22 protein-coding genes and 1 tRNA gene are annotated in these 25,799 nt (G+C 60.1%); 12 read left to right on the plus strand and 11 right to left on the minus strand.

Annotation, left to right across the window (positions count from 1 at the left end; translation table 11 throughout):
* Nucleotides 1–22: 22 nt before the first annotated feature.
* Nucleotides 23–754, plus strand: coding sequence for an AzlC family ABC transporter permease (locus BM116_RS01200; protein ID WP_083724382.1), 732 nt, complete (start codon nucleotides 23–25; stop codon nucleotides 752–754).
* Nucleotides 741–1,070 (plus strand): AzlD domain-containing protein, encoded by a 330-nt coding sequence (locus BM116_RS01205; protein ID WP_083724380.1) that lies wholly within the window; start codon nucleotides 741–743, stop codon nucleotides 1,068–1,070. The genes BM116_RS01200 and BM116_RS01205 overlap by 14 nt, the downstream gene beginning before the upstream one ends.
* On the opposite strand, the gene BM116_RS01210 is transcribed toward BM116_RS01205, so the two are convergent.
* The 3 genes from BM116_RS01210 to BM116_RS01220 form a co-directional block, all read right to left on the minus strand.
* Nucleotides 1,071–2,297, minus strand: a complete 1,227-nt coding sequence (locus BM116_RS01210; RefSeq protein WP_083724378.1) for an MFS transporter — start codon at nucleotides 2,295–2,297, stop codon at nucleotides 1,071–1,073.
* A gap of 71 nt (nucleotides 2,298–2,368) precedes the next feature.
* Entirely contained in the window at nucleotides 2,369–3,433 is a 1,065-nt protein-coding gene (locus BM116_RS01215; protein ID WP_083724376.1) for a metal-dependent hydrolase, read from the minus strand.
* 75 nt (nucleotides 3,434–3,508) lie between these two features.
* Nucleotides 3,509–4,201 (minus strand): crotonase/enoyl-CoA hydratase family protein, encoded by a 693-nt coding sequence (locus tag BM116_RS01220; RefSeq protein WP_083724374.1) that lies wholly within the window; start codon nucleotides 4,199–4,201, stop codon nucleotides 3,509–3,511.
* Between the two features lie 196 nt (nucleotides 4,202–4,397).
* On the opposite strand from BM116_RS01220, the gene BM116_RS01225 reads away from it, so the two are divergent.
* A tRNA-Ser gene (locus BM116_RS01225) sits at nucleotides 4,398–4,488 on the plus strand.
* Between the two features lie 471 nt (nucleotides 4,489–4,959).
* Here the strand turns inward: BM116_RS01225 and BM116_RS01230 are convergent.
* From BM116_RS01230 to BM116_RS01245, 5 genes are all read right to left on the minus strand, one after another.
* The gene (locus BM116_RS01230) at nucleotides 4,960–8,058 is read right to left on the minus strand and encodes a type I restriction endonuclease subunit R (RefSeq protein WP_083724372.1); all 3,099 of its coding nucleotides are present in this window, start codon (nucleotides 8,056–8,058) and stop codon (nucleotides 4,960–4,962) included.
* A gap of 261 nt (nucleotides 8,059–8,319) precedes the next feature.
* A complete protein-coding gene (locus tag BM116_RS19035; protein WP_328586195.1) occupies nucleotides 8,320–8,823 on the minus strand; it encodes a Fic family protein in 504 nt (167 codons plus the stop codon).
* Nucleotides 8,824–8,841: 18 nt separating this feature from the next.
* Nucleotides 8,842–9,309 carry a Fic family protein gene (locus BM116_RS19040; RefSeq protein WP_235846664.1) on the minus strand — a complete coding sequence of 156 codons (468 nt, stop codon included), beginning with the start codon at nucleotides 9,307–9,309 and terminating at the stop codon, nucleotides 8,842–8,844.
* A gap of 1 nt (nucleotide 9,310) precedes the next feature.
* Nucleotides 9,311–10,528 carry a restriction endonuclease subunit S gene (locus BM116_RS01240; RefSeq protein WP_083724370.1) on the minus strand — a complete coding sequence of 406 codons (1,218 nt, stop codon included), beginning with the start codon at nucleotides 10,526–10,528 and terminating at the stop codon, nucleotides 9,311–9,313.
* A complete protein-coding gene (locus BM116_RS01245; RefSeq protein WP_083724368.1) occupies nucleotides 10,525–12,081 on the minus strand; it encodes a type I restriction-modification system subunit M in 1,557 nt (518 codons plus the stop codon). Before BM116_RS01245 ends, BM116_RS01240 begins: the two co-directional genes overlap by 4 nt.
* 366 nt (nucleotides 12,082–12,447) lie before the next feature.
* On the opposite strand from BM116_RS01245, the gene BM116_RS01250 reads away from it, so the two are divergent.
* The 7 genes from BM116_RS01250 to BM116_RS01280 all read left to right on the plus strand — a co-directional run bounded on the left by BM116_RS01250 (nucleotide 12,448) and on the right by BM116_RS01280 (nucleotide 20,261).
* Nucleotides 12,448–13,731, plus strand: a complete 1,284-nt coding sequence (locus BM116_RS01250) for a D-arabinono-1,4-lactone oxidase (RefSeq protein WP_083724366.1) — start codon at nucleotides 12,448–12,450, stop codon at nucleotides 13,729–13,731.
* On the plus strand, nucleotides 13,728–14,957 hold the full coding sequence (locus tag BM116_RS01255; RefSeq protein ID WP_083724364.1) for an alanine racemase: 1,230 nt from the start codon (nucleotides 13,728–13,730) through the stop codon (nucleotides 14,955–14,957). The genes BM116_RS01250 and BM116_RS01255 overlap by 4 nt, the downstream gene beginning before the upstream one ends.
* Nucleotides 14,958–15,269: 312 nt before the next feature.
* Nucleotides 15,270–15,794 (plus strand): hypothetical protein, encoded by a 525-nt coding sequence (locus BM116_RS01260; protein WP_083724362.1) that lies wholly within the window; start codon nucleotides 15,270–15,272, stop codon nucleotides 15,792–15,794.
* Nucleotides 15,795–15,953: 159 nt separating this feature from the next.
* Nucleotides 15,954–16,925 carry an NAD(P)H-dependent flavin oxidoreductase gene (locus BM116_RS01265; protein WP_083724360.1) on the plus strand — a complete coding sequence of 324 codons (972 nt, stop codon included), beginning with the start codon at nucleotides 15,954–15,956 and terminating at the stop codon, nucleotides 16,923–16,925.
* A 49-nt stretch (nucleotides 16,926–16,974) separates the two neighbouring features.
* The gene (locus BM116_RS01270) at nucleotides 16,975–17,466 is read left to right on the plus strand and encodes a winged helix-turn-helix transcriptional regulator (RefSeq protein WP_083724358.1); all 492 of its coding nucleotides are present in this window, start codon (nucleotides 16,975–16,977) and stop codon (nucleotides 17,464–17,466) included.
* A gap of 87 nt (nucleotides 17,467–17,553) precedes the next feature.
* Nucleotides 17,554–18,891: a tetratricopeptide repeat protein gene (locus tag BM116_RS01275; protein ID WP_083724356.1), complete on the plus strand. Its 1,338-nt coding sequence runs from the start codon at nucleotides 17,554–17,556 to the stop codon at nucleotides 18,889–18,891.
* Between the two features lie 146 nt (nucleotides 18,892–19,037).
* A complete protein-coding gene (locus tag BM116_RS01280) occupies nucleotides 19,038–20,261 on the plus strand; it encodes a 3-hydroxyacyl-CoA dehydrogenase (protein WP_083724611.1) in 1,224 nt (407 codons plus the stop codon).
* A gap of 781 nt (nucleotides 20,262–21,042) precedes the next feature.
* Here the strand turns inward: BM116_RS01280 and BM116_RS01285 are convergent.
* From BM116_RS01285 to purM, 3 genes are read right to left on the minus strand one after another with little or no spacing between them, the layout of a single operon-like run.
* Nucleotides 21,043–21,804 carry a DUF3108 domain-containing protein gene (locus BM116_RS01285; RefSeq protein ID WP_083727740.1) on the minus strand — a complete coding sequence of 254 codons (762 nt, stop codon included), beginning with the start codon at nucleotides 21,802–21,804 and terminating at the stop codon, nucleotides 21,043–21,045.
* Between the two features lie 10 nt (nucleotides 21,805–21,814).
* On the minus strand, nucleotides 21,815–22,474 hold the full coding sequence (gene purN, locus BM116_RS01290) for a phosphoribosylglycinamide formyltransferase (RefSeq protein WP_083727738.1): 660 nt from the start codon (nucleotides 22,472–22,474) through the stop codon (nucleotides 21,815–21,817).
* Nucleotides 22,475–22,477: 3 nt separating this feature from the next.
* A complete protein-coding gene (purM, locus tag BM116_RS01295; RefSeq protein ID WP_083727736.1) occupies nucleotides 22,478–23,539 on the minus strand; it encodes a phosphoribosylformylglycinamidine cyclo-ligase in 1,062 nt (353 codons plus the stop codon).
* A 280-nt stretch (nucleotides 23,540–23,819) separates the two neighbouring features.
* Here purM and BM116_RS01300 point away from each other — a divergent pair, with 280 nt between their 5' ends.
* A complete protein-coding gene (locus BM116_RS01300) occupies nucleotides 23,820–24,926 on the plus strand; it encodes a DUF2066 domain-containing protein (protein WP_083727734.1) in 1,107 nt (368 codons plus the stop codon).
* 150 nt (nucleotides 24,927–25,076) lie between these two features.
* Complete coding sequence (gene hda / locus BM116_RS01305) at nucleotides 25,077–25,790, plus strand: DnaA regulatory inactivator Hda (protein ID WP_083727732.1); 714 nt, start codon at nucleotides 25,077–25,079, stop codon at nucleotides 25,788–25,790.
* The last annotated feature ends 9 nt before the right edge of the window (nucleotides 25,791–25,799 follow it).

The following is a 25,799-nucleotide window of genomic DNA, read 5'->3' on the forward strand; positions in this document are numbered from 1 at the left end:
CTGCCCGGTCTGCCTGCTGCCCATGTCTGCCAAAACCCAAACCCTGTTACGCGGCGCGCGTGACACCGTCCCCATGCTGATCGGCGCGCTGCCGTTTGGGCTTATCTTCGGCACGCTGGCGGTCGCCAGCGGTCTGTCGTTGCCGGCCACCCTGTTGATGTCTGCGCTGGTTTTTGCCGGCTCGGCGCAGTTTATCGCCGTCAGCCTGGTGGCCTCAGGTGCGGGGCTGGTGGTGCTGCTGCTGACCACCTTTATCGTCAACCTGCGACACATGCTCTACAGCGCCAGCCTGATGTCCCACGTGCGGCACCTGCCGCAGCGCTGGAAGATTCCGCTGGCGTTCTGGCTGACCGACGAGAGCTTTGCCGTGGTGCATCGCCACTACCTGGACCCGCACCCCCCAAAGGAGCTGAAGCACTGGTATTACCTGGGCTCCTGCCTTGCCATGTACAGCAACTGGTTTATCTGCACGCTGCTTGGCGCACTGCTGGGCAATGCGCTGCCGGGACTGGCCGACTGGGGGCTGGATTTTGCCATGGTCGCGACCTTTACCGGCATCGTGGTACCGCTGCTGCGTACGCGCCCGATGCTGCTGGCGGCGGTGGTCGCCGGGCTGGTGGCGGTGCTGGCGTATGACCTGCCGTGGAAGCTCGGGCTGATGCTCGCGGCGCTGGCGGGTGTCAGCGCCGGCGTGCTGGCCGAACGCTGGCTGGCGGCGCAACTGGCAAAGGAGGTGGCCAATGAGTCAGTTTGAGGTGGCGCTGCTGCTGGGTATGGCCAGCATTACCTTTGCCATTCGCTACACCCTGTTTGCCGTAGGTGACCGTGTGCGCTTCAGCCCGCTGGTGCAGCAGGCGCTGGGGTATGTGCCGGTGGCGGTGCTGACCGCGATCATCGTGCCGGCCATGCTGATGCCGGGCGGTGAGGGGCTGGAGTTGACGCCAGATAACGCCTATCTGGTCGGCGGCGTTGTTGCCGTGCTGATCGCCGCCTTCAGTCGCAACCTGCTGCTGACCATTTTTGGCAGCATGCTGGTGTTCTTTCTCTGGCGCTGGTGGCTGTTCGGCTGATTACCAGAACGATGCGCGCCTGGTGCGAACCGCCACCAGCATCAAGGTCAGCGCCGCGCAGGAAATGATGGTCGTGAAGCCCAGCACCGTGGGGGCAAAGCCGATCTTGTCGCTGACAAAACCCACGCCCAGTACGACCGAAGCCATGGTCAGGTACGCCATCAGGTAAAACGCCGAGTTGATGCTGCCGCGCTGATCAACCGGTGCGGTATTGCTGATGGAGGCAATGCCCACCACGCCGGTAGCGCCAGCGCCGCTGGCGGTTGCCAGGGTGGCCAGGGTAAACAGCCACGGCGAGCTGTAGACCACCGCTGCCGCCATCACGCCCAAGCCGATAATCAGCGTACTGGGGCCCACCAGCAGCAGGCGGTCCAGCGGCTGACGCTTACAGGCAAACTGGCTGACCCCGGCCATCAACTGCCAGCCGGCGGCGAACAGGCCAGCCTTGGTGCGGTCGTCGATGCCTACCAGCTTGGTTGCCAGCGACGGGCCAAGGGAGGCATACAGGCTGCCGGTGGACCAGGCCAGGCAGATGGCCGCCGCCGCAAAGATGAACGCACCGAGCATCTCCCGCGGCACCTTGATGGTGGTGGGGCGCCAGGCGCGCCAGCGAAACTCGGGGTGGCGCTGGCCGATATCGGCCGGCCAGGGCGCAAACAACAGCATCGCCACCGTCACGCAGCCGAGTGCCACCGTGACTGCAAAGGGCCAGGTCAGCGCCGCGTCGCCCAGGCCCAGCATCAACGAACTGACGGTGGGGCCGGCAAAGGCGCCCAGGGTAAAGAACAGGGCGGAGAGGGTGGCGGCGCGGGTCCAGTTGTCATTGGGCTCCAGCTCCACCAGCGCGGCAGAGGAGGCCCCGGTCACAATGCCGGTACCAATGCCGGTCAGCACCCGGGCGGCGCCCAGGCCGTAGATATCGCTGGCCAGCATGAACATCACCGCCCCGGCAATGATGAACAGCAGCCCCGGCACCATCATCTGACGGCGGCCGATCTTGTCTGATAGTGAGCCCAAGGTCAGCAGGGTCAGCACCACGCCCAGCACATAGATGGAAAACACGGCCGTCAGCGCGGTGGACGAGAAGCCCATTTTGACCTGCCACACCGCGTACAGCGGTGTTGGCACGTTGCTGGCGAAGATGGTAGTGAAAATCGCCAGCAGCGCACCACACATCGCCACCCGGCGACTGCTTGCGGAACTGCTGTGTGACGATGGCCCAGACATCTTCCTGCTCCTTCCCGATAAAGCGGCGATTATCGCAGAAGCCGGCGCGCAGCGGACAGTCAGTCAGGCCATCACTGCCGCTGATGTGGCGCGGGCTCGCCCAGCGGTTGCGCCAGCTCGGCTAACGACAGCGGCGTGGCAGCATCCAGCGCACGCGCCATCAGCAGGCGCAGGACCGACGCATCCGGCCGGCGCGCAGGCCACTGCTCGGTGTATTCGATCAGCTGGGTCTCGCCGTCTTCGTCTGCGGTGGCCAAGGCAAAGCGGAACGGATGATAGCCGCTCATACCCAAGCGCAGGTCGGTGGCTACCCACTGCCCGTCGATCAGGTCATAGCGCAACCGGTCACCGGTAAACCAGCGCAGGCGCTCGTTCTGCGGTGAGTCTGCCAGCGCCTGCGCCGCCGCCTCGCTTTGCCGTGGCAGGGCGGTCAGGCTCATCGGCTCGTGATCCAGCCAGCCGGTCAGCCCTTCATAATAGGTATCGCCGTCCACCGCCATCACCCGCCAGAGCAGGGTATTGAACGGCGTGGGCGTGCTGAACACCGAATCCGGCTGCAGGTGCTGCGCCTCAAGCGCGGCCTGCAGCCGATGCTCGGCCATGGTCTTGCCGACCAGCGTGCTGCCCAGATACAGGCTACTCAGCGCCAGGGCTGCATACTGCCAGCGCCGCCCGCTGCGCCCAAGGCCAATCACCAGCGCCACCAGCGTCGCCAGCAGCAGGGGCACCGTGTACAGCGGGTCAATAATGAAGATCGACGAAATCGCCACCGGCGGCGTAGTCAGCGGCCAAAACAGCTGGGTGCCGTAGGTGGTAAAGCTGTCCAGCAGCGGATGGGTGCAGAGCACCAGCGCCAACGTGATAAACAGGCGCCTGCCGCTGTAGCTGGCATCTGGCCAGCGCTTGCGAATCAGCCAGGTGAGCACCGCAGCAAGAGCGGTCAGGACAAACAGGGAGTGGCTGAAGCCACGGTGGTAGGTCATATCGGCGACGGCGTCGCCGTAATCTATCAGCACATCCATGTCCGGCAGGGTGGCCAGCGCTGCGCCGAATACCAGCGCTTTGCGGCCCTGCCAGCGGCCAAGCATGGCGCCCTGGATAGAGGCGCCGAGAACGAGCTGAGTAACTGAATCCATGGTGGGGGACTACTCCGCTATAAACAGAGCGACAGACTACTCCATCTGTGGCGGCGGCGCAGTCCCCGCTGGGGGTCAGCTCAGGTCGTGCTGACGGTCCAGCTCGATGCAGGCATCCAGCAGCTCCAGGTATGCCTTGCGCGATTTGACCTTGGTCTGGCGGAAGGCCGTCATGTTCAGCGCTGCCAGCTCCTTAGCCTTGGCCATGGCCGCCGCTTCCAGCTCCTCGGCCGCAACGACTTTGTCCAGGAAGCCCGCTTGTACCGCCTCTTCCGGTGAGAACATCTCGGCGTTGATCACTGCGCGGCCAAAGGCGGCAGGCGTCAGACGCGCACGGGCCAGCTCAATGCCGGCGTGGTGCATGGTCATGCCAATGGCGGTCTCGTTCAGGCCAATCTTAAACGGCCCGGCGACACCCAGGCGGTAGTCCGAAGACAGCAGCAGGAAAGCGCCCTTGGCAATCGCGTGGCCGGTACACACCGCAACCACCGGGAAGGGGTGCGACAGCAGGCGGCGGGACAGGGTAGAGCCGGTGGCAACCAGAGCCTTGGCCGCGTCCGGGCTAGAGGTCATGACCTTCAGATCATAGCCGCCGGAGAAGATACCGGGCTTACCACTCAGCACCACAACCGCACGGTCCTGCTCTGCCTGATCCAGCGCCGCGTTGATCGCAGCAATCATGTCCGGCGACAGGGCATTAACCTTGCCATTGTCCAGGCTCAGGTGGGCAACGCCATCGGCAAAACGGTAGGAAACCAGTTCGCTCATCAGAAAGTCCTCGAGTCAGGGCTGCGGCGACAGGCCGCGTTTGCGATTCGGCAGTGTACCAACTAAATCATGACTGGCGAGTCTTGCCGCCAAGCCGTCGTAGTGACTGAAATACATGGAAAAAGAGTTTGCCAAAGGGCGGGTGTTTCGGTAAATTAGCGCGCCTCGGTAGCAGGGTATCCTGCCGCCGAGATCCGGAGAGGTGTCCGAGTGGCTGAAGGAGCACGCCTGGAAAGTGTGTATACGTTAACAGCGTATCGAGGGTTCGAATCCCTCTCTCTCCGCCAGACAAACAAAAAAGCCCCAGCGCAAGCTGGGGCTTTTTTGTTTGTGCGGTGAAAAGACGGACGAGAACCCTAACGGTTCGACCGGAGCCAGCAGAGCTGGCGCAGGAGCGTCGGAGCGCAGCGACGACGACCCGAGGCTGGTCCAGCCGAGGGCGAGGCGCATAGCGCCGAGTAATCCCTCTCTATCAGACAGCGAAGAACCTTGGCGCAAGCTGGGGCTTTTTTGTTTGTGCGGTGAAAAAACGGACGAGAATTCTAACGGTTCGACCGGAGCCAGCACCGCTGGCGCAGGAGCGTCGGAGCGTAGCGACGACGACCCGAGGCTGGTCCAGCCGAGTAATCCCTCTCCGCCAGACGCGATAGATAAACCCCTGATTTCGTTAAGATTTCAGGGGTTTTTCTTTTCCAGCTTCGGAAAGTGTCGAACGAGCCGGCGAAAATTCACAGCAGGCTTTGCCTGCTGCTAATTTTTCAAACGCCCCCACCAACACCTTTGAATTTCTCAACAAAGGCAGCAATCTGCTGGAACACACGTTGCTTCCTTGGCAGGTACTGAGGATTCAGCGGGCTCATCTTCGGCAGGAGGCTGTTCAGCTCGGTGCCACTGTCGCTGGCAAACTCGCGTCTTAATGAAGCCGAGATATAGCGCTTCGCGGCCTCTGCATCCATGTTCTCGGCTTCAATCAGCTCCTGCGCTTCACGCTGTTGTTCGCCCCGCGCATAGGTGAAAAACGCCTCGATGATGCTGGCCTTGTCGGGGATCTCATCCAGGTCCGCCTGGTTGATAAAGTCCACAACCAGACTCTCTTTGGCACGATTGCCCAGGCTGGCCCGCAGCAGCCGGCGCACCTCATCAATCAGATCGGCCTTGTTTTTGGACTTTTTGTTGTGCTCAAAAATCAGCTCAAGGATGTAGTCCAGATTGATTTCCTGAGACTTGAGCAGGTCCACCTCAAACACCACGTCATCCCAGTCAATGCGGGACTGCTCTTGCTCACTGGCGGCCTTTTCCCGGCGCAGCCAGTCGCGAATGTCGTTGTAGGTAGATTTGTAATCCTGAATCTGCCGCTCTGCTGGCAGGCGGATGCTCTGCAAGGTGGCCAGATCATCATCGCTCAGATGATGCTCTGCCTTGAATGTTTCCAACGCTTGCGGGTCATCCTTGTCGATCTTTTGCAGGGCTTTCAGGCTGGCGAACTCGTCAAAGTTCTGCAGGATATTTTCCACCCGCAGGTACTCGCCAAACAGCTTGGCAAAGTCCTTCTTGTCTTTCTCCCTGACGATCTCGTCCGGGTCGGGGAAGCGCTGTTCCAGCTCCGAAACCACTTCCATAAAGCCGCGGCGTGCCTGGCCGGTGACGATATCGGAGAAGCCTTCCATGTACTCCTTGTAGCTCTTTTCCAGCAGCACGTTTTTGGTGTTTTTGTCGCCAAACAAGGTGATGGCGTCGATGGTGGCCTTTTCCAGATCACGGAAGGTGATGATGTTGCCAAAGGTCTTGGTCGCATCATAAATACGATTGGTGCGCGAGTAGGCCTGAATCAGGCCGTGGTAGCGCAGATTCTTGTCGACGAACAGGGTATTCAGGCGCGGCGCATCGAAACCGGTCAGAAACATGCCCACCACAATCAGCAGGTCAATGTCGCCGGACTGCACGCGCTTGGCGAGATCACGGTAATAGTTCTGGAAGCCGTTGCTGTCGACGCTGAAGCTGGTTTTGAACAGTGCGTTGTAATCGACAATCGCCGCGCTGAGAAACTCCTTGGCGCTGCTGTGCATGGCCGACACATCAAAACTCTCGTCCAGAATATCGCCCACCGCGTCCTGCTCTTCATTGGCGGCAAAAGAAAAAATGGTGGCGATTTTCAACGGCTTGTCATGGCCTGCCTGCAACTGGTTCAGCGACTCGTAATAGAACTTGGCAGCATCCACGCTGCTGACCGCAAACATGGCATTAAAGCCGGTACCGCCCGGTTTAAGACGGTGGGTTTTTTGTCGGTAGTGGTTGAGGATGTACTGCGATACCTCACGAATGCGCTCGGGGTGCAGCAGCGCCTGGCGGTTCTCCGCCGCGCTCAGTTTTTTCTCGTCCTGCTCGGTTTCCAGCGCCTTGAACTGCGGGCGCACATCGTTGTAATCGACCTTGAACTTGAGCACCTTCTCGTCGCGGATGGCATCGGTAATCACATAGGAATGCAATTCGCGGCCAAACACGCTGGCGGTGGTTTCCGCGCCCAGTGCGTTCTGCGGAAAGATAGGCGTGCCGGTAAAACCGAACTGGTAAAAACGCTTGAATTTTTTCTTCAGATTTTTCTGCGCCTCACCAAACTGGCTGCGGTGGCACTCATCGAAGATAAACACCACCTGCTTGCGGTAGATTGGCAGGTCGGCCTCGCTCTTCATCAGGTTGTTGAGTTTCTGGATGGTGGTGACGATGATCTTGTTATCGTCCTTGTCCAGATTCCGCTTCAGCCCCGCCGTGCTGTCAGACCCGTTGACGCTGTCCGGCGAAAAGCGCTGGTATTCCTTCATGGTCTGGTAGTCCAGATCTTTGCGGTCCACCACAAAGAACACCTTGTCGATAAAGTCCAACTCAGTGGCCAGCCGTGCAGCCTTGAAGCTGGTCAGGGTCTTGCCGGACCCAGTGGTGTGCCAGATATAACCGCCGCCTTCGGGGCTGCTCCAGTGTTTGCCGGCGTGGGCACTGTTGATCTTCCACAGAATGCGCTCGGTAGCGGCAATCTGGTAGGGCCGCATTACCAGCAGGGTATTGCTGACATCAAATACCGAGTACTTCAGCAATACTTCCAGCAGGGTGCTTTGCTGGAAAAAGGTGCTGGTGAAGTCCTTCAGATCCTTGATCAGGCTGTTGTCCGACTTCGCCCAGTGCATGCTGAAGTCAAAGCTGTTCTTGTTGCGCTGCGTAGTGTTGGCAAAGTAGCGGGTATCGGTGCCGTTGGAGATCACGAACAGCTGCAAATACTTGAACAGTGAATGTTCACTGTTGAAGCTCTCCTTGCTGTAACGGTGTACCTGATTGAAGGCCTCGCGAATCGCCACGCCCCGGCGTTTCAGCTCCACCTGCACCAGCGGCAGGCCATTCACCAGGATGGTCACATCGTAGCGGTTGGCATGGCTGCCGCTCTGCTCGAACTGCTTGATCACCTGCAGCTTGTTACGGGCGATATTCTGCTTGTCCAGCAGGTAGATGTTCTGGATGCGACCATCATCAAAGACAAAATCGTGAATGTAGTCGTCGTGGATCTTGCGGGTCTTGTCGATGATGGTTTCACTGGGCCGGTCGAGAAAAGTTTCGACAAAGCGCCGCCATTCAGCGTCGGAAAACTCAACCGTGTTCAGGCTTTGCAGCTGGGTGCGCACATTGGCCAGCAGGGCGTCGGGACTGGTCAGGGCAGGCAGGTACTCATAGCCCTGGTTCTGCAAGTCCTGAATGAATTCGCGCTCCAGGTCGCCTTCGCTCTGGTAGCCCTCGGCGACCTGCCATTGCTTGGTGTACCTATCCAGCACAATAAAGTTGTTGGACTCGGCAATGGTTTTGTAGTCAATCATGGTGCGCATCCTTTGCTTGCAGCAGCCGTTTCACTTCCCGGTCGAAGTCGGATTCGACAGGCTGCTGACGGGTGATTTATTACCTGCCGGGTTTGGGTAAAGCCCTTTGCCGCGCGCTGTTCAGTGGCATTTTCCAAAATGGAAACAACCCGTTTTCCCACAGCTCGCCGCTTTCAAAGATAGTTTTCAGGTGCTTGGAAATAACTGGTCCGCCTACCCCAAACAGCTCGGCCATCCGATTCGACAACGGTCTGTGATCCGTCACGGGTGAACCTCCCAATGGCCGGTTTTATCCGAACCGATGCGCGTGATTTTCCCGGCCTGTTGCAGTTTGGCCAAGGCGCGGGCGATGGTGCGCAGGTCTTTGCCAATGGCATCGGCCAATTGCTGGCGCGTCAAGTCAGGGTTGGCGGTCAACAAGGCCACAATGGCATCCGGGGTTTTCAGCTCGCTCACGTCCACCTGGCGACTTACAGGGGCGTTTACAGGGGCGTTTACAGGGGCGTTTTGCGCCAGCGTCCGGGCAATCACCGAGAGCATAAACCGGATAAAAGGCGTGCTGTCGGCTTGCTGATCGGCCTGCTCAAGGGCCTGGTAGTACTGCTGCTGGTGTTCCTTGATCACACTTTCCAGCGGCAGCGACAAAAACAGCGGGTGCCAGCGCGACAGGATCAGGGTTTGCCACAGGCGGCCCATACGGCCATTGCCATCGCTGAAGGGGTGAATAAACTCGAATTCGTAGTGAAACACGCTGCTGGTGATCAGCGGGTGGTCGCTGGCCTGCTACAGCCACCCCGCCAAATCGGCCATCAGGCCCGCTACCTGATGCGCGGGTGGCGCCACATGCTGCACCACCCCGGCTTTATGAATACCTACCCCTTTATTGCGAAACGCGCCGGCATCCACCAGCACCTCGCCCATCATCAGGGCATGGGCAGCGAGCAGGTCATCAAGATGGGCCGGCTGCAACCGGGGTAAGGCTTCATAGGCGGCAATGGCGCCTTTCACCTCAGCCAGCTCGCGCACGCTGCCCAGCACTGGCTTGCCCTCTACAATGGCGGTGATTTGGTCTTCCGTCAGGGTATTGCCTTCAATGGCCAGGGTGCCGGCAATGGTTTTGATGCGGTTTTGCTTGCGTAACTGCGGTGAGGCATTTAACAAACTGGCATCCAGCCGCCCCACCTGCTGGCTGATATCGGCCACCAGATTCAGAATCTCGGCGCTGATGGTGAAGGGCGGTTTATAGCTCATATCAGGCGGCCACCTCTGCATCCGGCTTGAGGAAACTCAGCAGCAGGTCGCGGTAGTACTCGTATTGCTTCTGGCGCAGCTCGATTTCGCGGGGCAGGCCTTCGCTGATGGAGTTGGTTAGCGCGTCGAATTTGTCGAGAATGGTGACGATGTGAATTTGATTATCAAATGAAGGGACAGGAATTTTCAGCTTCGCCAAATCTGATTTATTGACTGCCGGCACTCCGCCTTCTTTTTTCAAACCCAATATAAGCTCGTTGTTAGACTGAAGAAAATAGAACAAATACTTGTTAATCAAAACCGTTTCGTCTGCTGACCTAATTTTGTAGCAAAGCGGGCCTAACCAGAAAGGTTCTTTTTGGTATCCCACAAAGCCTATCCCGCCCTGGCCTCTCGAAGGTGTGGTAACTGTATCGCCTTCGCAATTGCTGCCTATGGCATATCCGGACCGTGTTGTCCCTGCGTTGATATAGTCAAATGCCGTTTCATCACTAAGTATTTCAGTCGGCTTTTGTCCAGTATTGATCTCGGAAATATCCCCCAACGTCTTCCACTCCACGTCCCCTTTTTTGAAGCTCAGCAGCTTGTCGCGATAGTACTGGTATTGTTTTTTGCGGGCGGTAAGCTCGGCGGTAAGCTCGGCGGTAAGCTCGGCGGTAAAGGCGGTAAATGCGTCCAAAATGCGGACGATTTCGGCCTGGATCTCAAGGGATTTTTTCGGGTTTTCGGGGCATGGGACTGGGATTTCTGCTTTTCCTAGCCCTTTGGCATTAATTGATGAAATCTTGCCTGACGAAACGCTGCTCTTTATTTGCTCTTTAAACAAATTTGTTCGTAGATAATAAGCAACATACTTGGGATCTAATTCACTTTTGAATGAAAAGCATGCATCGTGGAAAACAACATCGCTCGCCCCGAGCCATGCTGTGCCATTACCGATATCTTCAATGGTCTCGCCAGCAGCAACAATGATCACGTCACCGGGGTTCGCAAAACGCAATTTGGAAGCGACGGCTGTATCAAGAAACGACTTAGCCTGATCTGCCCAGACACCGAAGTGAGTATACATCTCACCATAATGTATGCAGGGGATACCTTCGGGCATCATATCCGCTTTAACGAATCGCTTGCCTCGTAGAAACTCCCCAACATCATCAAGTTGCTTCCATGCCACCTCAACCCCATCCAGCAGCCTCTCCATAAAACTCACGCCGCTCATGCCCCCAACTCCTCACCTTCAATCTCCGCCACAATGGCATCAATCTCGGCGCGCAGCTGGTCGATGCGGGCCACCGTGGCTTTCAGCTCGGTATTCAGCTGGGCGATATCCACCTGCTCGCGGGTGTCTTTGGCTGCCACATAGCTGCTGACCGACAGGTTGTAGTCGTTGGCGGCAACTTCCTCATGGGGCACCGAGCGGGCGAAGTGGTCGATGCTCGCCTTGCTGTCGAAGGCCTGCATGATCTGCTCGATATGCGCGTCGGTCAGAATGTTGTTGTTGGTTTCCTTTTTGAACAGGCCGCTGGCGTCAATGAACTGAGTGGTGGTGTCGGTCTTGTGTTTGCTCAGTACCAGAATGTTCACGGCGATGGTGGTGCCAAAAAACAGGTTGGGCGCCAGCGAGATCACGCTTTCCACATGGTTGTTGTCCACCAGATATTTTCTGATTTTCTGCTCGGCGCCGCCGCGATAAAAAATGCCGGGGAAGCAGACAATGGCTGCGCGGCCCTTGCTGGACAGGTAACTGAGCGCATGCAGCACAAAGGCAAAGTCGGCCTTGGATTTGGGGGCCAGTACACCGGCCGGGGCAAAGCGGTCGTCGTTGATCAGTGTCGGGTCATCTGCGCCGATCCACTTTACCGAATAGGGCGGGTTGGAGACGATGGCATCGAAGGGCTTTTCATCGCCAAAGTGCGGCTCTCTTAAGGTATCGCCCAGCTGGATGTTGAACTTGTCGTAGTTGATGTTGTGCAAAAACATGTTCATTCGCGCCAGGTTATAGGTGGTGTGATTCAGTTCCTGGCCGTAGAACCCCTCTTCGATAATGTGGGCGTCGAAATGTTTTTTTGCCTGCAGCAGCAGGGACCCCGACCCCGCTGCCGGGTCGTAAATCTTGTTGACCGTGCTTTGCTTGTGCATGGCCAGTTGGGCAATCAGCTTGGATACATGCTGCGGGGTAAAGAACTCGCCACCCGACTTGCCGGCATTGGCGGCGTAGTTGGAAATCAGAAACTCGTAGGCGTCGCCGAACAGGTCTATATGGGCGGCGTCGAAGGCGCCGAAGTCCAGCCCTGCGACGCCTTTGAGCACGGCGGCCAAACGCAGGTTCTTATCTTTTACCGTATTGCCCAGGCGGTTGCTGGTGGTGTCGAAATCGGCAAACAGACCCTTGATATCACCCTCGGACGGGTAGCCGTTGGCAGAACTTTCGATGGCTGCAAAGATGGCCGCCAGGTCAGTATTTAGACTGTCGTTGCTGTGGGCGGCTTTCGCCACATTGACAAACAGCTGGCTTGGATAGATGAAGTAGCCTTTGGTTTTGACGGCATCGTCCTTGATGTCAGGCGTGATGACGCTGTCGGGTAGCTCGGCATAGTTGATGCTTTCGTCATCGGCTTCGATATAGCTGGCAAAGTTTTCGCTGATAAAGCGGTAGAAAAGGGTGCCCAGCACATACTGTTTGAAGTCCCAGCCGTCCACGGCGCCACGGACATCGTTGGCAATGGCCCAGATCTGGCGTTGCAGGGTGGCACGTTGTTGGGAGCTGGTCATACGGGTGTTGTTCCTTGTAGAGGGTGCTCTGCATGGTGTTCAGAGCGTTTTGCACTGACGCATTGTAACGAGTGGAGACGTTTAGGGTAGCCATTGTGGCTGCTCATTTGCTGGAGCATCTGGCTCGCATGGGTCAGGCTCGCAACCGGTTTGTATTCCGCTTGCTTGCTAGAAAGAGGGCTTTGAGCTGTATCCTCGCAACCCCTAGCTGATTTGCCTGCGTTCAAATCAGCACATCGTTAGTTTCCATCATTTCTTCTGTCTTACTTGCCCCTTGTTCCCGCCGCTATCTCACGTGATGATCAGGTCAACGCGGCAGTGTACTGCGTCCCCGGTTGAGTGCCGGGGTAATGACAAGGAGGCGATATGGCGGAGTCTGGGGCGGTTTGGCGCAACTGGTCGGGGTTGCAGCAATCGGCGCCTGCGCGCTGGTGGCGGCCGGGCAGTGAGGAGGAGCTGGTTGCGCTGTTGCAGGGTTCGACTGGTGAGGTGCGCGTCACCGGGGCGGGGCATTCGTTCAGTGCGTTGTGTCAGACCTCTGAGAACCTTGTTGCCCTTGACCAGTTAAGCGGGTTGGTCTCCCACGACGCCGGGCGGCTGACCGCGACGGCGATGGCGGGCACGCCGCTGCACGCGTTGGGGCCGCTGCTCTGGCCGTTGGGGCAGGGGTTGATTAATCAGGGCGATATCGACGCCCAGTCGCTGGCCGGTGCTTGCGGTACCTCTACCCACGGCACCGGGTTGGGCCTGGCGTCGTTCTCGGCGCAGGTGCGTGGCTTGCGCTTGGTGACGCCCGGCGGCGAGGTGATTGATGCTGACAGCGAGACCCACCCCGATATCCTGCAGGCGGGCGCCACCTCCCTTGGCGCGCTGGGCATAGTGACCCGCATCACGCTGCAGAACCGCGCGCGTTATCAACTGGCCGAGCGCGAATATCTGCTGCCGCTGTCTGAGGTGCTCAGCAACTTTGAGCAATTGGCACGGGACAACCGCCACGCCGAGTTCTGGGCGTTCTTTCGCACCGACAAGGCGCTGGTGAAGGTACTGAATGAATCGACTGCGCCGCCAACGGCCAAACCGCGCTTTAACCTGCCGGTCGACAAGGTGCTGGATATCACTTCGCGCATCGCCCATGGGGTGGCCGGGGCGGATGCCTGGATGCAGCGGCTGCTGACGGCGCTGCACTCGGAGGTACGCCGTGTTGGGCGTTCGCACGAGATTTTCCCCAGCCCGCGGGCCTCTCGTTTTAATGAGATGGAATACGAGCTGCCGCTGGCGCGTGGCCTTGAATGTGTGGAAGAGGTGATGGCGACGGTCAAGCGTTCATCCCTGCGGACGTTGTTTCCGCTGGAATACCGTACGGTGGCAGCGGACGATGTCTGGCTGTCGCCGTTTTATGGGCGCGACAGTGCGTCCATCTCTATTCACCAGCATGTCTGCGCTGATCATCGGCCGCTGTTTGATCTGGTCGAGCCTATATTTTGGAAGTACGGCGGGCGTCCGCATTGGGGCAAGTTGCATTCGCAGGATGCGGCGCGGCTGGCGGAGCTGTATCCGCGCTGGGACGACGCCGCCCGCCTGCGTGAGCGGCTGGACCCGCAGGGCCGCATGCTCAACGACCATCTGCGCAAGCTGCTGTTGCTGCCATGACAATCCATGATGCCTATTTTGCCCAGTTGCAGGCAGCGCTGCTTGAGGAAGGCGAGCTGCGCCCCCGGCTGATCGTTGATCTGGATCGGCTGGATCACAATATCGACCAGGCCGTGACCTTTGCGGCGCGTGCGGGTAAGGCGCTGCGGCTGGTGGAAAAGTCCCTGCCGTCGTTTGAGCTGCTGGATTACATCGCCCGCCGCGCCGGTACGCGGCGGCTGATGTCTTTTCATCAGCCGTTTCTCACGCTGGATGCCCAGCATTGGCCGGATGCCGACATTCTGCTTGGCAAGCCAATGCCGGTGGCGCTGGTGGAGCGGTTCTATCAATCGTTTACGGGCGACTTTGAGCCGCAGCGCCAGTTGCAGTGGCTGATCGACTCGCCCGAGCGGCTTGAACAGTATCTGGGGCTGGCGCAGCGCCTGGGGCTGCGGCTTAACGTGAATCTGGAGCTGGATGTCGGACTGCACCGGGGCGGTGTGCCGCAAGGCCGCGCGGGCGCATTGATGCTCAGCGCGCTGCTGCGGCGTATCGCGGAGTGCCCGCAGCACCTTAGGTTTACCGGCTTTATGGGCTACGAGCCGCACGTGGCGATGCTGCCGCGTCTGTTTGGCGCGCCCGAACGCTTGCTGGCGCAGGCGATGGCGACCTATCAGGCCCGGGTGCAGCAGGTGCTGCGTGAGGCGCCAGCACTCTGGGCTCAGGCACTGGCCGCAGACGAGCAGCCGCCGCTGACGCTCAACACCGCTGGCAGCCCAACCTATCGACTGCACGATCAGGAGCAGGTCAGCAACGAGCTGGCGCTCGGCAGCGGGCTGCTAAAACCCACACACTTTGACCTGCCAAGCCTGGCCGGGCACTTGCCTGCTCTGTTCATCGCCACGCCGGTGCTCAAAACGGCTGGCGCCTTCACGCTACCGGGGGCAGGGCCGCTGCCCGCGCTTATCTCGTGGTTGGCCGGGCGCGGCAAAAAGGCGCTGTTTATCTATGGCGGCAACTGGCTGGCCGATCCCGTATCGCCTGTCGGACTCAAAGCAAGTGGGCTGTATGGCACCAGTTCGAACCAGCAGGTCTTGCTGGCACCGGCGGATACGGCGCTGGAGGTGGATGACTTGGTGTTCATGCGCCCCACGCAGAGCGAGGCGGTACTGCTGCAGTTTGGTGATGTGCTTGCCGTACGGGCGGGAAGGGTGGTCGGGCGTTGGCCGGTTTTTGCTGACGCATAGCCGCTCTGGCTGGGCACTTGCCCCTTGATTCGGGGCCTGGTCGTCAACGTGCCAGCTCGACTCTATACCGCTGCGTCCAGAGGCAGAGCGCTCCCTAGTGTGGCAATCAGCTCTGTGAGTTTTGCGCTCGTTCACGCGGTTGACCTGCCGGGCTGTTGCCGGACAGCCCTTTCTTGCACCCTGCCTGCAGGACGTACCTGAGGGGGAGGGAGCATGGATCGCGTGGGGATAGGGTTTTTGCTGTTGCTGGGTTGTGCAGGAGGATGGTGGGCATGGGGGCATTACCAGGCTTCATCTGAGGCTGTCGCCGGCGTGGCGCCGGTAGCAACTCCGCCGCCGCTAGCCGCGCCGGAGCAGGTTGCCGTAAGGCCGGATTACGACGCCATTGTTGAGGCCAAGTTGCGCGAGTCTGCAGCCGAGAATGCGTTGGCGATGAGCCCAACTGCTGCCGAGCAAAAGCAAACAGAATTCAATGACCAAAACTATGTTGCGCGTCAGCCGGATAACATTTTGGAGTCGCGTCATATCTTGTCGCGAGCAGGCCAGCCCAGTACCGAGCGCCGAGCCGCTGACAGGCCAACTGGCAGTGCAACCGCTACCTTCGACTGGCGCGATGCACGGCGTCAGCGTAGTCGCTGGAAAACGCGCTACGAGTATCACAACGGTGTGATTGATACCGGCAGCTTTTGCCGCAATTATCGCCGCGGCTCCATTGAATACCGCACCTGCCGCAAGGGCGCCAGGGCCTGGCTGGCCGAGCGTTGCGGTGATGGGACCCGTCTTGCGTCTGCGCAGCAACGCATGTACTGCCATGCGCACAGCGGGTTTCGGTTGTAGGCCGGGTATTCAGGGGGCTTTTTGCACGGTATATGGCCACGCCGTGCGCGGGAGGGATTACTTGCTTTTCGTGGCGGATGAATTTAGCTTCTCTATCCGAAGCTAAATAGCCGGTCGACCAGCGCGACCCATCACACCCCCGCAAGAGGCGAAATCAACGTGAAAACACGCATTACAGAACTGTTTGGCATTGAGCACCCGATTATTCAGGGCGGCATGCACTGGGTGGGCTTTGCCGAACTGGCTGCCGCTGTCTCCAACGCTGGCGGTCTGGGCACCATCACCGGTCTGACTCAGAAGTCCCCGGCTGACCTGGCCAACGAAATTGCCAAGTGCCGCGAGCTGACCAACAAGCCGTTTGCCGTTAACCTGACTTTCCTGCCGACCGTGAACGCTCCGGATTACCCGGGCTACATCGACGCCATCGTCAAGGGCGGCGTGAAGATTGTTGAGACTGCTGGCCGTAGCCCGCAGGAATACATGCCCGCGCTGAAAGATGCCGGCATCAAGGTCATCCACAAGTGCACCTCCGTGCGTCACTCGCTGAAAGCCCAGTCCATCGGTTGCGATGCCGTTTCCGTTGACGGTTTCGAGTGTGGTGGTCACCCGGGTGAAGACGATATCCCGAACATGATCCTGCTGCCGCGTGCGGCCGAAGAGCTGGAAATCCCCTTTGTTGCTTCCGGTGGCATGGCAGACGGCCGCTCGCTGGTGTCGGCCATGGCGCTGGGCGCTGAGGGCATGAACATGGGCACGCGCTTTATCGCCACCAAAGAAGCACCGGTTCACGAGAACGTGAAACAGGCCATCGTTGCTGCTTCCGAGCTGGACACCCGTCTGGTCATGCGTCCGCTGCGTAACACCGAGCGCGTGCTGAACAACGCGGCTGTTGAGCGCATTGTCGAGAAAGAGAAGGCACTGGGCGACAAGCTGACCTTTGCCGACATCATCGACGAGGTGGCTGGTGTGTACCCGCGCATCATGCAGAACGGTGAGATGGATCTAGGTGCCTGGTCCTGCGGTATGGTTGCGGGCCTGATCCACGATATCCCCAGCTGTGAAGACCTGATCGAGCGCATCATGAAGCAGGCTGAAGGCATCATTCGCGAGCGTCTGCAGTCCATGCTGTAAGGTGTTCCACTGCCCGGCTGAGCCGGGCAGTGGTCTCTCTGGAGTACCCATGTCGACCAGCCACATTGATTGCAGTGTTGTTAAAACCGCCGAGATCATCGGTGAATGGTGGTCGCTGCTTATTTTGCGCAATGCCTTTCACGGCATGCGTACCTTTGATGCCTTCCAGCGTCAGCTGGACATCTCCAGCAGTGTGCTCAGCGCCCGGTTGAAAAAACTCACCGAGGCTGGCGTGCTGCAGAAAGTCCCCTCGGCGGCCGATGGCCGCTCCTTTGAATACCGCCTGACACCGGCGGGCATGGACTTGTACCCGGTCATCATCAGCCTGATGCAGTGGGGCGAAAAGTGGCGCCCCAACGGCAAGGGCGATCGCATGCTGCTGCTGGAAAAGGCCACTGGCGAGCCGATTACCGGCGCCGAGGTGCTGTCATCCGCTGGTCAGCCGCTCAAGGCCTGGGAGGTTCAGGTGCTTGCCGGGCCGGGCGCGGACGACTATGTGCGTGAACTGGTTGGCGAAGATGCCGCGGTGTACGAGTACTGACCTGCTCTGGCGCGGCGATTCCGTTATCATTTGCCACCCCTGCCGCGCTTCGCGCGGCCATACCAAAGCTACAGGGAAGGTTTTTTCATGAGAGCACCCTCTTTGCTGGCACTGGGTTTTACTGGTGTCTTGCTATCCATGCCGTTGCAGGCAGCCCCCGAATACGAGAAACGCGCCGATCTGAGTGATCAGCTTGCCCAGTGGGTCAAGCAGGCATTGGGCGGCGATGCCTCTGCGCAGCGTGAACTTGCTCAGCGCTACTACGACGGCGACGGTGTAGAGCAGGACTATGCCAAGGCGTTTGAGCTGTACAGTGACGCAGCAGAACAGGGCGATGCCGCTGCCGAGTTTTCGGTCGCGTACATGTACGACTTTGGCGAGGGCGTTGAGCTGGATGACCTCAAGGCTGTCGAGTATTACACCCGCGCTGCCGAGCAGGGGCATGCTGCGGCGCAGTTCAACCTGGCGTTGATGTACGACGAAGGTGAGGGCGTGCCGGTCGATGATCTGAAGGCCATTGACTGGTATCAGCGCGCGGCAGAGCTTGGCCATGCCGATGCGCAGTACAACCTGGCGATCATGTATGACGAGGGCGAGGGTGTGCCGGTCAACGACACACGCGCCGCCGAGTATTACCTGAAAGCTGCCGAACAGGGCCACGCCGACGCGCAGTACAACCTGGCGCTGCTCTATGACCACGGTGAGGGTGTGGCGCTGGATGACCGTGAGGCGGTGCGCTGGTACACCGCGGCGGCTGAGCAGGGCGACGCTTCTGCGCAATACAACCTGGCCATCATGTATGACGAAGGTGAAGGCGTGCCGGTGGATGACCGCCGTGCCATCGAGTGGTATCGCAAGGCGGCCGAGCAGGGCCATGCCGATGCGCAGTACAACCTGGCGCTGATGTACGACGAAGGTGAAGGCACCAAGGTAGACGATGCCGAAGCCATCAACTGGTATACCTTTGCAGCCGAGCAGGGCCATGCCAGCGCTCAGTACAACCTGGCGCTGATGTATGACGAAGGCGAGGGCACCCCGGAAGACAACCAGGCAGCTATCCGCTGGTATACCGCAGCTGCCGAGCAGGGCGAAGTCAACGCCCAGTACAACCTGGCCATCATGCACGACGAGGGCGAGGGCACCCCGGAAGACAACCAGCTGGCCATCCACTGGTACGGCAAGGCCGCCAGCCAGGGTGAAGGCAACGCCATGTTCAATCTGGCCATCATGCACATGAACGGCGAAGGTACGCCGGTGAATACGCCGATGGCTTATATGCTGTTTGCCCTGTGTGCCGGTCAGGGTGTTGAGGGGGCCCGCAACGCCCGTGACATCGTTGCCGAAGACCTGTCCGCCAGTGAGGTCAAGCGTGCCCAGCGCGCAGCTGCCGAGTGGCAGCTGGGTGAGCCGCTGCCGACGCTGTGAGATTATTCATCGTGTGAATGCGCTGTATCACTGTGAACGGGGTCCAATCCGGTCGCAATTTGCGTACTGTATCGGACCCCGCCGGTGACCGCCTGGTCGCCGGCAAGCAATTTTCCGTTTTGTCATTTGAATTGGAGGTGGCTGCGATGGCTGCGTTTGAGGATATCAAGAAGGTTGGCGTGATCGGCGCTGGCACCATGGGTCGCGGTATCGTGATGAACTTCGTCAACGCCGGTTATCCGGTCACCTGGCTCGACGTTAACGGCGAAATGCTGGAAAAGGGCAAGGTTGAGATCGCTGCGGTTTACAAGCGCTCGGTTGCCCAGGAGCGTTTTGACGACGCCGAAGCTCAGGCCCGCCTGGCGCGCATCAGCACCACTCAGGAATACGCCGACCTGGCTGACCTGGACCTGGTGGTTGAAGCCGTTTACGAAAACATGGACCTGAAGAAGAAAATCTTCACCGAGCTGGACAAGGCCGTTAAGCCGTCTGCCATCCTGGCTACCAACACCTCTTACCTGGACATCGACGAAATCGCTTCTGCGACCCAGCGTCCGACTCAGGTTCTGGGCCTGCACTTCTTCAGCCCGGCGCACATCATGAAGCTGCTGGAAGTGGTACGTGGCAAGGCGACTGCGCAAGACGTGATGGACGCCTGCCTGGCCGTTGGCAAGAAGATTGGTAAAGAAGCGGTACTGGCTGGTAACTGCCACGGCTTTATCGGTAACCGCATGCTGGAGAAATACTCCCGCCAGTCGCGTGAAGTCGTGCTGGAAGGCTCCACCCCGTGGGAAGTTGACCAGGCGCTGCAGGGCTTTGGCATGGCCATGGGCCCGTACCGCATGTACGACGTGGTCGGTGTTGACCTGGGCTGGCGCTCCCGTCAGCTGGCCGGTGTCGGCCGTGGTGAGCCGATCGTATGGCTGGACAACAAGCTGTGCGAAATGGAGCGTTTTGGTCAGAAGAGCGGCCACGGCTTCTACAAGTACGAGGCTGGCAGCCGTCAGGCGATCCACGATCCGGAAACCGACATGATGGCCCGCGAAGTAGCGGAAGAAGCCGGCTACACCGCCCGCGATGTCTCCTCCGACGAAATCGTTACCCGCTGCATCTTGGCACTTGTCAACGAAGGCGCGCGCATTCTGGACGAAGGTTTTGCCGAGTCTGCCGAAGATATCGACCGCGTTTACCGCTTTGGTTACGGCTTCCCGGCCGAGCGCGGCGGCCCGATGGCCTACGCTGACAGCCTGGGCCTGGACAAGGTACTGGCCGAGATTCGTGCGCTGGAAGCCGAACGCGGTGAGTTCTGGACCCCGGCTGCTGGCCTGGTCAAGCTGGCCGAAGCAGGTGGTCGCTTCACCAAGGCGTAATAGCCCAGTTGCCTGCTTTGCTGCAGGCAGCGCATAAAAAACCGCCGCACAGGCTGACTGTGTGGCGGTTTTTATGCGCTGAAGTTCGTCTTGGCGCCAGAACAGCTTATGAGACTCAGATGGTCGAGTGTGCACAATGGGTTCGTCCCGTTTACGCGGGCGAGTAGCGCAGATTTATCGGGAAAAAGAGTCATAGGATGTCTGAGGCTCGAAGAGCCGAGTTTTATGACTCACCTCGCCGGCCACCCCGATAAATCGAGCAACGCAGCGAACCCGAAGGGCCGCGTAGTCGGGTGCCCCGGGGGATTCAGGGAAGCACTAACCCATTTCACATGCCCTCTGGCGCTCAGGCCGGTCCGCAATCAAGGCGTGGTTTCGATGGTATGTCGGGACCTGTCGAGAAATCACAACGCAGGCTGCGGACCGGCCTGAACGCCCCGTAGGGCGAGCGCTCAAGCATGCATCTGACTACGTTGCGCTGCTTGCCAATAGAACCACTATTGGCTGCACATCGCGCCTTGCATCTGCATGCTTGAGCACTCGCAGAGGGCGTGTGAAATGGGTTAGTGCTTCCCTTTGGGGGGGGGCCGGGCAAGCGGCCCCCCTTGGCTCGCCGTCAAAGGCGAAAGGCTGACTCAATAGCAGCAATACCTAGAGCAACGTGCGCTGAAGTCGGTATCCAGGCTGACGCCAAAAGTACAAAACCGCCGCACAGGCTGACTGTGCGGCGGTTTTTTTCAGCGCTTTACTGGGCGCTGTGTTCCGCGCCTCAACGACTGCGTCAGTCGCCCTTCACCGGAATGCCGCTGACCGGCTGGCCGTCCATGCTCGCTTCCTTGAGCATGATTTGATAATGCTGGCCGTCGGTTTCGGTCTGGCTCAGGCGCACCAGCAGGTAGTTCCAGTCCTTGGCGAACCAGAGGGTGGTTTCGCGCTTGGCGTCGGGCTCGCGGATGCGTTCTACCTCAACGGCGTCAAACTGCCCTACGCGGGTGGTCACGCGGTCTTCGCCGACTACGCGGAAGTGGTATTCCTCTACCTCGTCACCATCTACCACGCGGTACTGCATGTCCTGCTTGCCTGCGGCCAGGTCGGCTTGCAGGGCGAGCTGGTAGGTGGTCTTGTCGAGCAGGCCGGGCTCGGTCGGCAGGTTGAAGGCTTCGTCCTTGTACTCGCCGGTGACCAGGCCCTGCTGCCAGTCAAACTGCTGAGTGATCTCTTTGCCTCGGCCCAGGCCGCGACGCTCGTAGTGGTAGCTGAGCGGGCGGATCTGCTCGTCAACTACCTGCAGGCTGCTCTCTTCGGTCAGGCGTGCGACAAACATGCTCGCGCTGAAGGAGAGATGCCAGCTGCCATCAGGGTTCTGCTGCAGGCTGTGTACGGCTTCGCCGTTGACCGGGATGTTCTTCATGTCGGCGGCGTAGCTGGCGCTGAACGGGGTCAGCTCAAGGGCGCTGGCGCTACCGGCGGCCAAAGTTAGTGCGAGTGTCGCCAGTGGGGCAACAAGAAGTCGGGTAGTGCGCGATCTGATGTTGGCGTGCATCTGTTGTGTCTCACATGCTGGATTCGATGGTTTCCAGTCTTAGTCCACCGGATGGAATCGGCGCGCCGTCCAGGCTTGCCAGTCCGTTAATCAGGCGCAGTCGGCCGCTGGCGAACCAGCGTACCACCAGCGGATACAGGCGGTGTTCCTGTTGCTGTACCCGCGTTGCCAGGCTGTCGGCGTCGTCATCCGGGTGGATGACCACTCGCCCCTGGAGCACCAGTGGGCCACCGTCCAGTTCCTCGGTCACAAAGTGAATGCTGGCGCCGGCTTCGGCATCTCCGGCATCCAGTGCCCGCTGGTGGGTCTGCAAACCTTTGTACTTCGGCAACAGGGACGGATGAATGTTCAACAGCCTGCCATGAAAATGTGTCACGAAGTTGGCGGTAAGGATGCGCATGAAACCCGCCAGCAGTACCAGATCAGGGGCAAATGTGTCGATCTGCTCAATCAGAGCCTGGTCGTAGGCGGCGCGGTCCGCGAAGCTGCGGTGGTCCAGTGTGCGGGTTGGGATACCGGCGCTGCGCGCGCGCTCAAGGCCGTAGGCCTCGGCCTTGTTGGAGATGACGGCGACAACCTCGGCCGGCGCGTCGGCACCGGTCAGGTCGTCGAGAACTGCCTGCAGATTACTGCCCGACCCGGAGATCAGGACGACAATACGGCAGCCCACCGATCAGTTGCCCTGCAGGACAACGGCTTCGGCGCCTTCAGCTGCGCTGCTGATCTGTCCAATCACCCAGGGTTGCTCGCCAGCGTCGCGCAGGCTTTGCAGTGCGGTGTCGGCCTGCTCGGCGGCAACGCAGATGACCATGCCGACGCCGCAGTTCAGCACGCGGTGCATTTCGGTTTCATCAACGTTGCCCTGCTCTTGCAGCCAGTTGAAAACCGCCGGACGCTGCCAGCTGTTCAGGTCGATGATGGCCTGAGCGCCTTCGGGCAATACGCGCGGAATGTTTTCCAGCAGGCCGCCGCCGGTGATGTGGGCCATGGCCTTGACCGCGCCGGTCTGCTTGATCAGTTGCAGCAGTGCTTTGACGTAGATGCGGGTTGGTGCCATCAGCAGCTCGCTCAGCGGCTTGCCGTCGAGTTGCGTGCTGTGGATGTCGATGCCGGCCACTTCAATGATCTTGCGAATCAGCGAATAGCCGTTGGAGTGCGGGCCAGAGGAGGGCAGGGCGATCAGGGTGTCGCCGGCGATGACCTTGGTGCCATCGATGATCTCGGCCTTTTCTACCACGCCGACACAGAAACCGGCCAGGTCGTAATCTTCACCTTCGTACATGCCGGGCATCTCGGCAGTTTCGCCGCCAACCAGGGCGCAACCAGCCTGCTCGCAGCCGGTACCGATACCGGTGACCACCTGGGCGGCAACGTCGACGTTCAGCTTGCCGGTGGCGTAGTAGTCAAGGAAGAACAGCGGCTCGGCGCCGCAGACAATCAGGTCATTGACGCACATGGCGACCAGATCGATGCCGATGCTGTCGTGCATGCCCAGGTCCATGGCCAGACGCAGCTTGGTGCCGACGCCGTCGGTGCCCGATACCAGGACCGGCTGGCGGTAACCTTCGGGGATTTCGCACAGTGCGCCAAAGCCGCCCAGGCCGCCCATGACTTCGGGGCGGGCAGTGCGTTTTGCAACATGCTTGATGCGATCAACCAGGGCGTTGCCAGCGGCGATATCCACGCCGGCGTCTTTGTAGCTGATCGAAGGTTTGGAGGGCGTCTGGCTGCTCATGAGCGGGTCTCGAAGGGATCAAGGGACAAAATAGGTCCGCCGCCCCGTCATGCCTTGCCGGGCGCGGCGCCGGATAGCGGCATAGTCTACCAATTCATCGGCCTCAGAGCCATGCTGAAGGCGGCTCGGCCCGCATGGACGGCATCCTGGCGCAGGCGGCCACGCATCGCGTTACGCTGCGGTTGCTGCACACCGGAGGCTTGGTTAATGTAGAGGGCTTGGTCGGCTTGCAATACCTGCAGTCGAGCGTCCTGTGCCCGCCACCTTGACGGAACTGTTCATGCCCCTGTCGCGCTTTTTCTCTGTCGGATTTTTCTCCCTTTGTCTGCCCTTGGCTGCCCACGCGGCGGTGCTGGACTCCCTGTATGAGGTGCAACTGCCGCCGCAAGCCGATGCTGAGCAGAGCGCGCAGTTGTCCAACGCGCTGGATGTCATGCTGGAGCGTTTGGCTGGCAACAGTCTGGATGAAGAGGCGCCGACGCTGGCCAAGGTACTCGCTGAGCCCAGCTCGGTTACCCGCCAGATCAGCTCACTGCAGGACGATGGCAGCATGCAGGTGGAGTTTGACCCGCTGCTGCTGCGCGATGCGCTGACCCAGGCGCAGGTGCCAATGCTGGGACGCAATCGCCCCGGTATACTGGTCTGGGCCGTGCAGCGTGACGAGCTGGGAGAAGATTTTATGGCGCCAGGCAGCGAGATGGGCCAGGCCCTGCGCACCGCTGCGCGTTTCCGTGGTGTGGCGCTGATGCAGCCACTGTCTGACTTGCAGGACCGCGCCAGCATCAGTGAAGAGGATGTGCTGGACGGCGACGTTGAAGCCCTCAAGGCGGCCAGCGAGCGCTACGCCAGCGAGGGTATTCTGGCGCTGGATGTTTACCACGATACGGGTGAAGACTGGCTGCTGGAATGGACCTTCTGGCTCAACGATCGCACGCTGGAGGGTAAAGAGCGCAGCGCTGATCCGGCGCAGCTGGCCGACGGCCTGATGCGCGGACTGGCGCTGGAGGTGCATAGCCAGTACGCGGTGGGCGCTCAGGCAGGTGGCAGCGCGGCCGGCTGGACGCTGCAGATCAGCGGTATCAACTCTGTTGGCGCCTTTGCCGACCTGCAGCGCAGCCTGCAGCAACTCAGCAGCCAGCACCAGCCAAGCCTGGTGTCCATCAGTGGCGATCAGGTGGTCTTTGCGATCGATTTTCCTGGTGATCAGGGCCAGCTGGAGCGCATGTTGATGCTGGATCAGCGCCTGATTCGTACCGAGGCCCCGGCGCCCGCGGCTGTCGAGCCGGATAGCGCCTTGCCGGTTGAAAGTGATGGCGTTGGTGAGCAGCCTGAGGAGCAGGTTGGGGCGGCGGCGCCGGCCAATACCCTGTATTATCGCTGGCGCTAGCCTTCGGGCTGGCTTGGCTTATCAGGTTATCTAAGGACTGTCCATGACCCCGGACTGTGGCTACCGGGCGGCTGCTGTAGTAGTGCAGCCGGTGCCGATGTGTCTTGCGCTGCTGCGTGTGTCTGTCTCCGTTCCGGCGGAGGTGCGCTGATGTCTGCCGGACGGCCTATCCAGCTGCCGCTGGGTATCAAGCTGCGCGACGAGGCGACCTTTGCCAGCTATTACCCGGGCCCGAATGCCGGGGTGCTGGCCGCGACCCAGGCCTTTGCCGAGCCGCAGTCCTCGGTTGAAGAGTGCTGTTTGTACCTGTGGGGCAGCGAAGGTACCGGGCGTACTCACCTGCTGCAGGCTGCCTGTCATGCCCTGGCCGATGTGGGTGGGCTGGCGATGTATCTGCCATTGGATGAGCTTGCAGACGAGGGGCCGCTGCTGCTGGAGGGCATGGAGTCGGTAGACCTGTTGTGCTTGGACAAGCTGGAAGCGGTGGCCGGGCGCCCGGACTGGGAAGAGGCCCTGTTTCATCTCTACAACCGCCTGCGCGAGCAGGGCGGCCGCCTGCTGGTCGCCGCGGTGGCTGCGCCGCGTGCGCTTGGCCTGCAACTGCCGGATCTGGCGTCGCGTCTGGGCTGGGGGCTGGTGTTTCAGCTGCAACCGCTGGACGATGCCGGCAAGCAGGAAGTGCTCAAACTACGCGCAGCTCAGCGCGGCCTGCAACTGACCGATGATGTGGCCCGCTACATTCTCAGCCGCGGCGCGCGGGGCATGGGCGAGCTGTTTGCTGCGCTGGAAACGCTGGATCAGGCTTCATTGCGGGACCAGCACCGCTTGACGATTCCCTTCGTCAAGCGCGAGATGGGCTGGTAGCGGGTAATA

Source organism: Halopseudomonas pachastrellae (assembly GCF_900114765.1).
Lineage (GTDB): Bacteria > Pseudomonadota > Gammaproteobacteria > Pseudomonadales > Pseudomonadaceae > Halopseudomonas > Halopseudomonas pachastrellae.

What these genes read in the sequence shown, in the direction of transcription:
- BM116_RS01200 (WP_083724382.1), top strand. Translation starts at nt 23, where the DNA reads ATGTCTGCCAAAACCCAAACCCTGTTACGCGGCGCGCGTGACACCGTC.
- BM116_RS01205 (WP_083724380.1), top strand. Translation starts at nt 741, where the DNA reads ATGAGTCAGTTTGAGGTGGCGCTGCTGCTGGGTATGGCCAGCATTACC.
- BM116_RS01210 (WP_083724378.1), bottom strand. Translation starts at nt 2,297, where the DNA reads ATGTCTGGGCCATCGTCACACAGCAGTTCCGCAAGCAGTCGCCGGGTG.
- BM116_RS01215 (WP_083724376.1), bottom strand. Translation starts at nt 3,433, where the DNA reads ATGGATTCAGTTACTCAGCTCGTTCTCGGCGCCTCTATCCAGGGCGCC.
- BM116_RS01220 (WP_083724374.1), bottom strand. Translation starts at nt 4,201, where the DNA reads ATGAGCGAACTGGTTTCCTACCGTTTTGCCGATGGCGTTGCCCACCTG.
- BM116_RS01230 (WP_083724372.1), bottom strand. Translation starts at nt 8,058, where the DNA reads ATGATTGACTACAAAACCATTGCCGAGTCCAACAACTTTATTGTGCTG.
- BM116_RS19040 (WP_235846664.1), bottom strand. Translation starts at nt 9,309, where the DNA reads ATGAGCTATAAACCGCCCTTCACCATCAGCGCCGAGATTCTGAATCTG.
- BM116_RS01240 (WP_083724370.1), bottom strand. Translation starts at nt 10,528, where the DNA reads ATGAGCGGCGTGAGTTTTATGGAGAGGCTGCTGGATGGGGTTGAGGTG.
- BM116_RS01245 (WP_083724368.1), bottom strand. Translation starts at nt 12,081, where the DNA reads ATGACCAGCTCCCAACAACGTGCCACCCTGCAACGCCAGATCTGGGCC.
- BM116_RS01250 (WP_083724366.1), top strand. Translation starts at nt 12,448, where the DNA reads ATGGCGGAGTCTGGGGCGGTTTGGCGCAACTGGTCGGGGTTGCAGCAA.
- BM116_RS01255 (WP_083724364.1), top strand. Translation starts at nt 13,728, where the DNA reads ATGACAATCCATGATGCCTATTTTGCCCAGTTGCAGGCAGCGCTGCTT.
- BM116_RS01270 (WP_083724358.1), top strand. Translation starts at nt 16,975, where the DNA reads ATGTCGACCAGCCACATTGATTGCAGTGTTGTTAAAACCGCCGAGATC.
- BM116_RS01275 (WP_083724356.1), top strand. Translation starts at nt 17,554, where the DNA reads ATGAGAGCACCCTCTTTGCTGGCACTGGGTTTTACTGGTGTCTTGCTA.
- BM116_RS01280 (WP_083724611.1), top strand. Translation starts at nt 19,038, where the DNA reads ATGGCTGCGTTTGAGGATATCAAGAAGGTTGGCGTGATCGGCGCTGGC.
- BM116_RS01285 (WP_083727740.1), bottom strand. Translation starts at nt 21,804, where the DNA reads ATGCACGCCAACATCAGATCGCGCACTACCCGACTTCTTGTTGCCCCA.
- purM (WP_083727736.1), bottom strand. Translation starts at nt 23,539, where the DNA reads ATGAGCAGCCAGACGCCCTCCAAACCTTCGATCAGCTACAAAGACGCC.
- BM116_RS01300 (WP_083727734.1), top strand. Translation starts at nt 23,820, where the DNA reads ATGCCCCTGTCGCGCTTTTTCTCTGTCGGATTTTTCTCCCTTTGTCTG.
- hda (WP_083727732.1), top strand. Translation starts at nt 25,077, where the DNA reads ATGTCTGCCGGACGGCCTATCCAGCTGCCGCTGGGTATCAAGCTGCGC.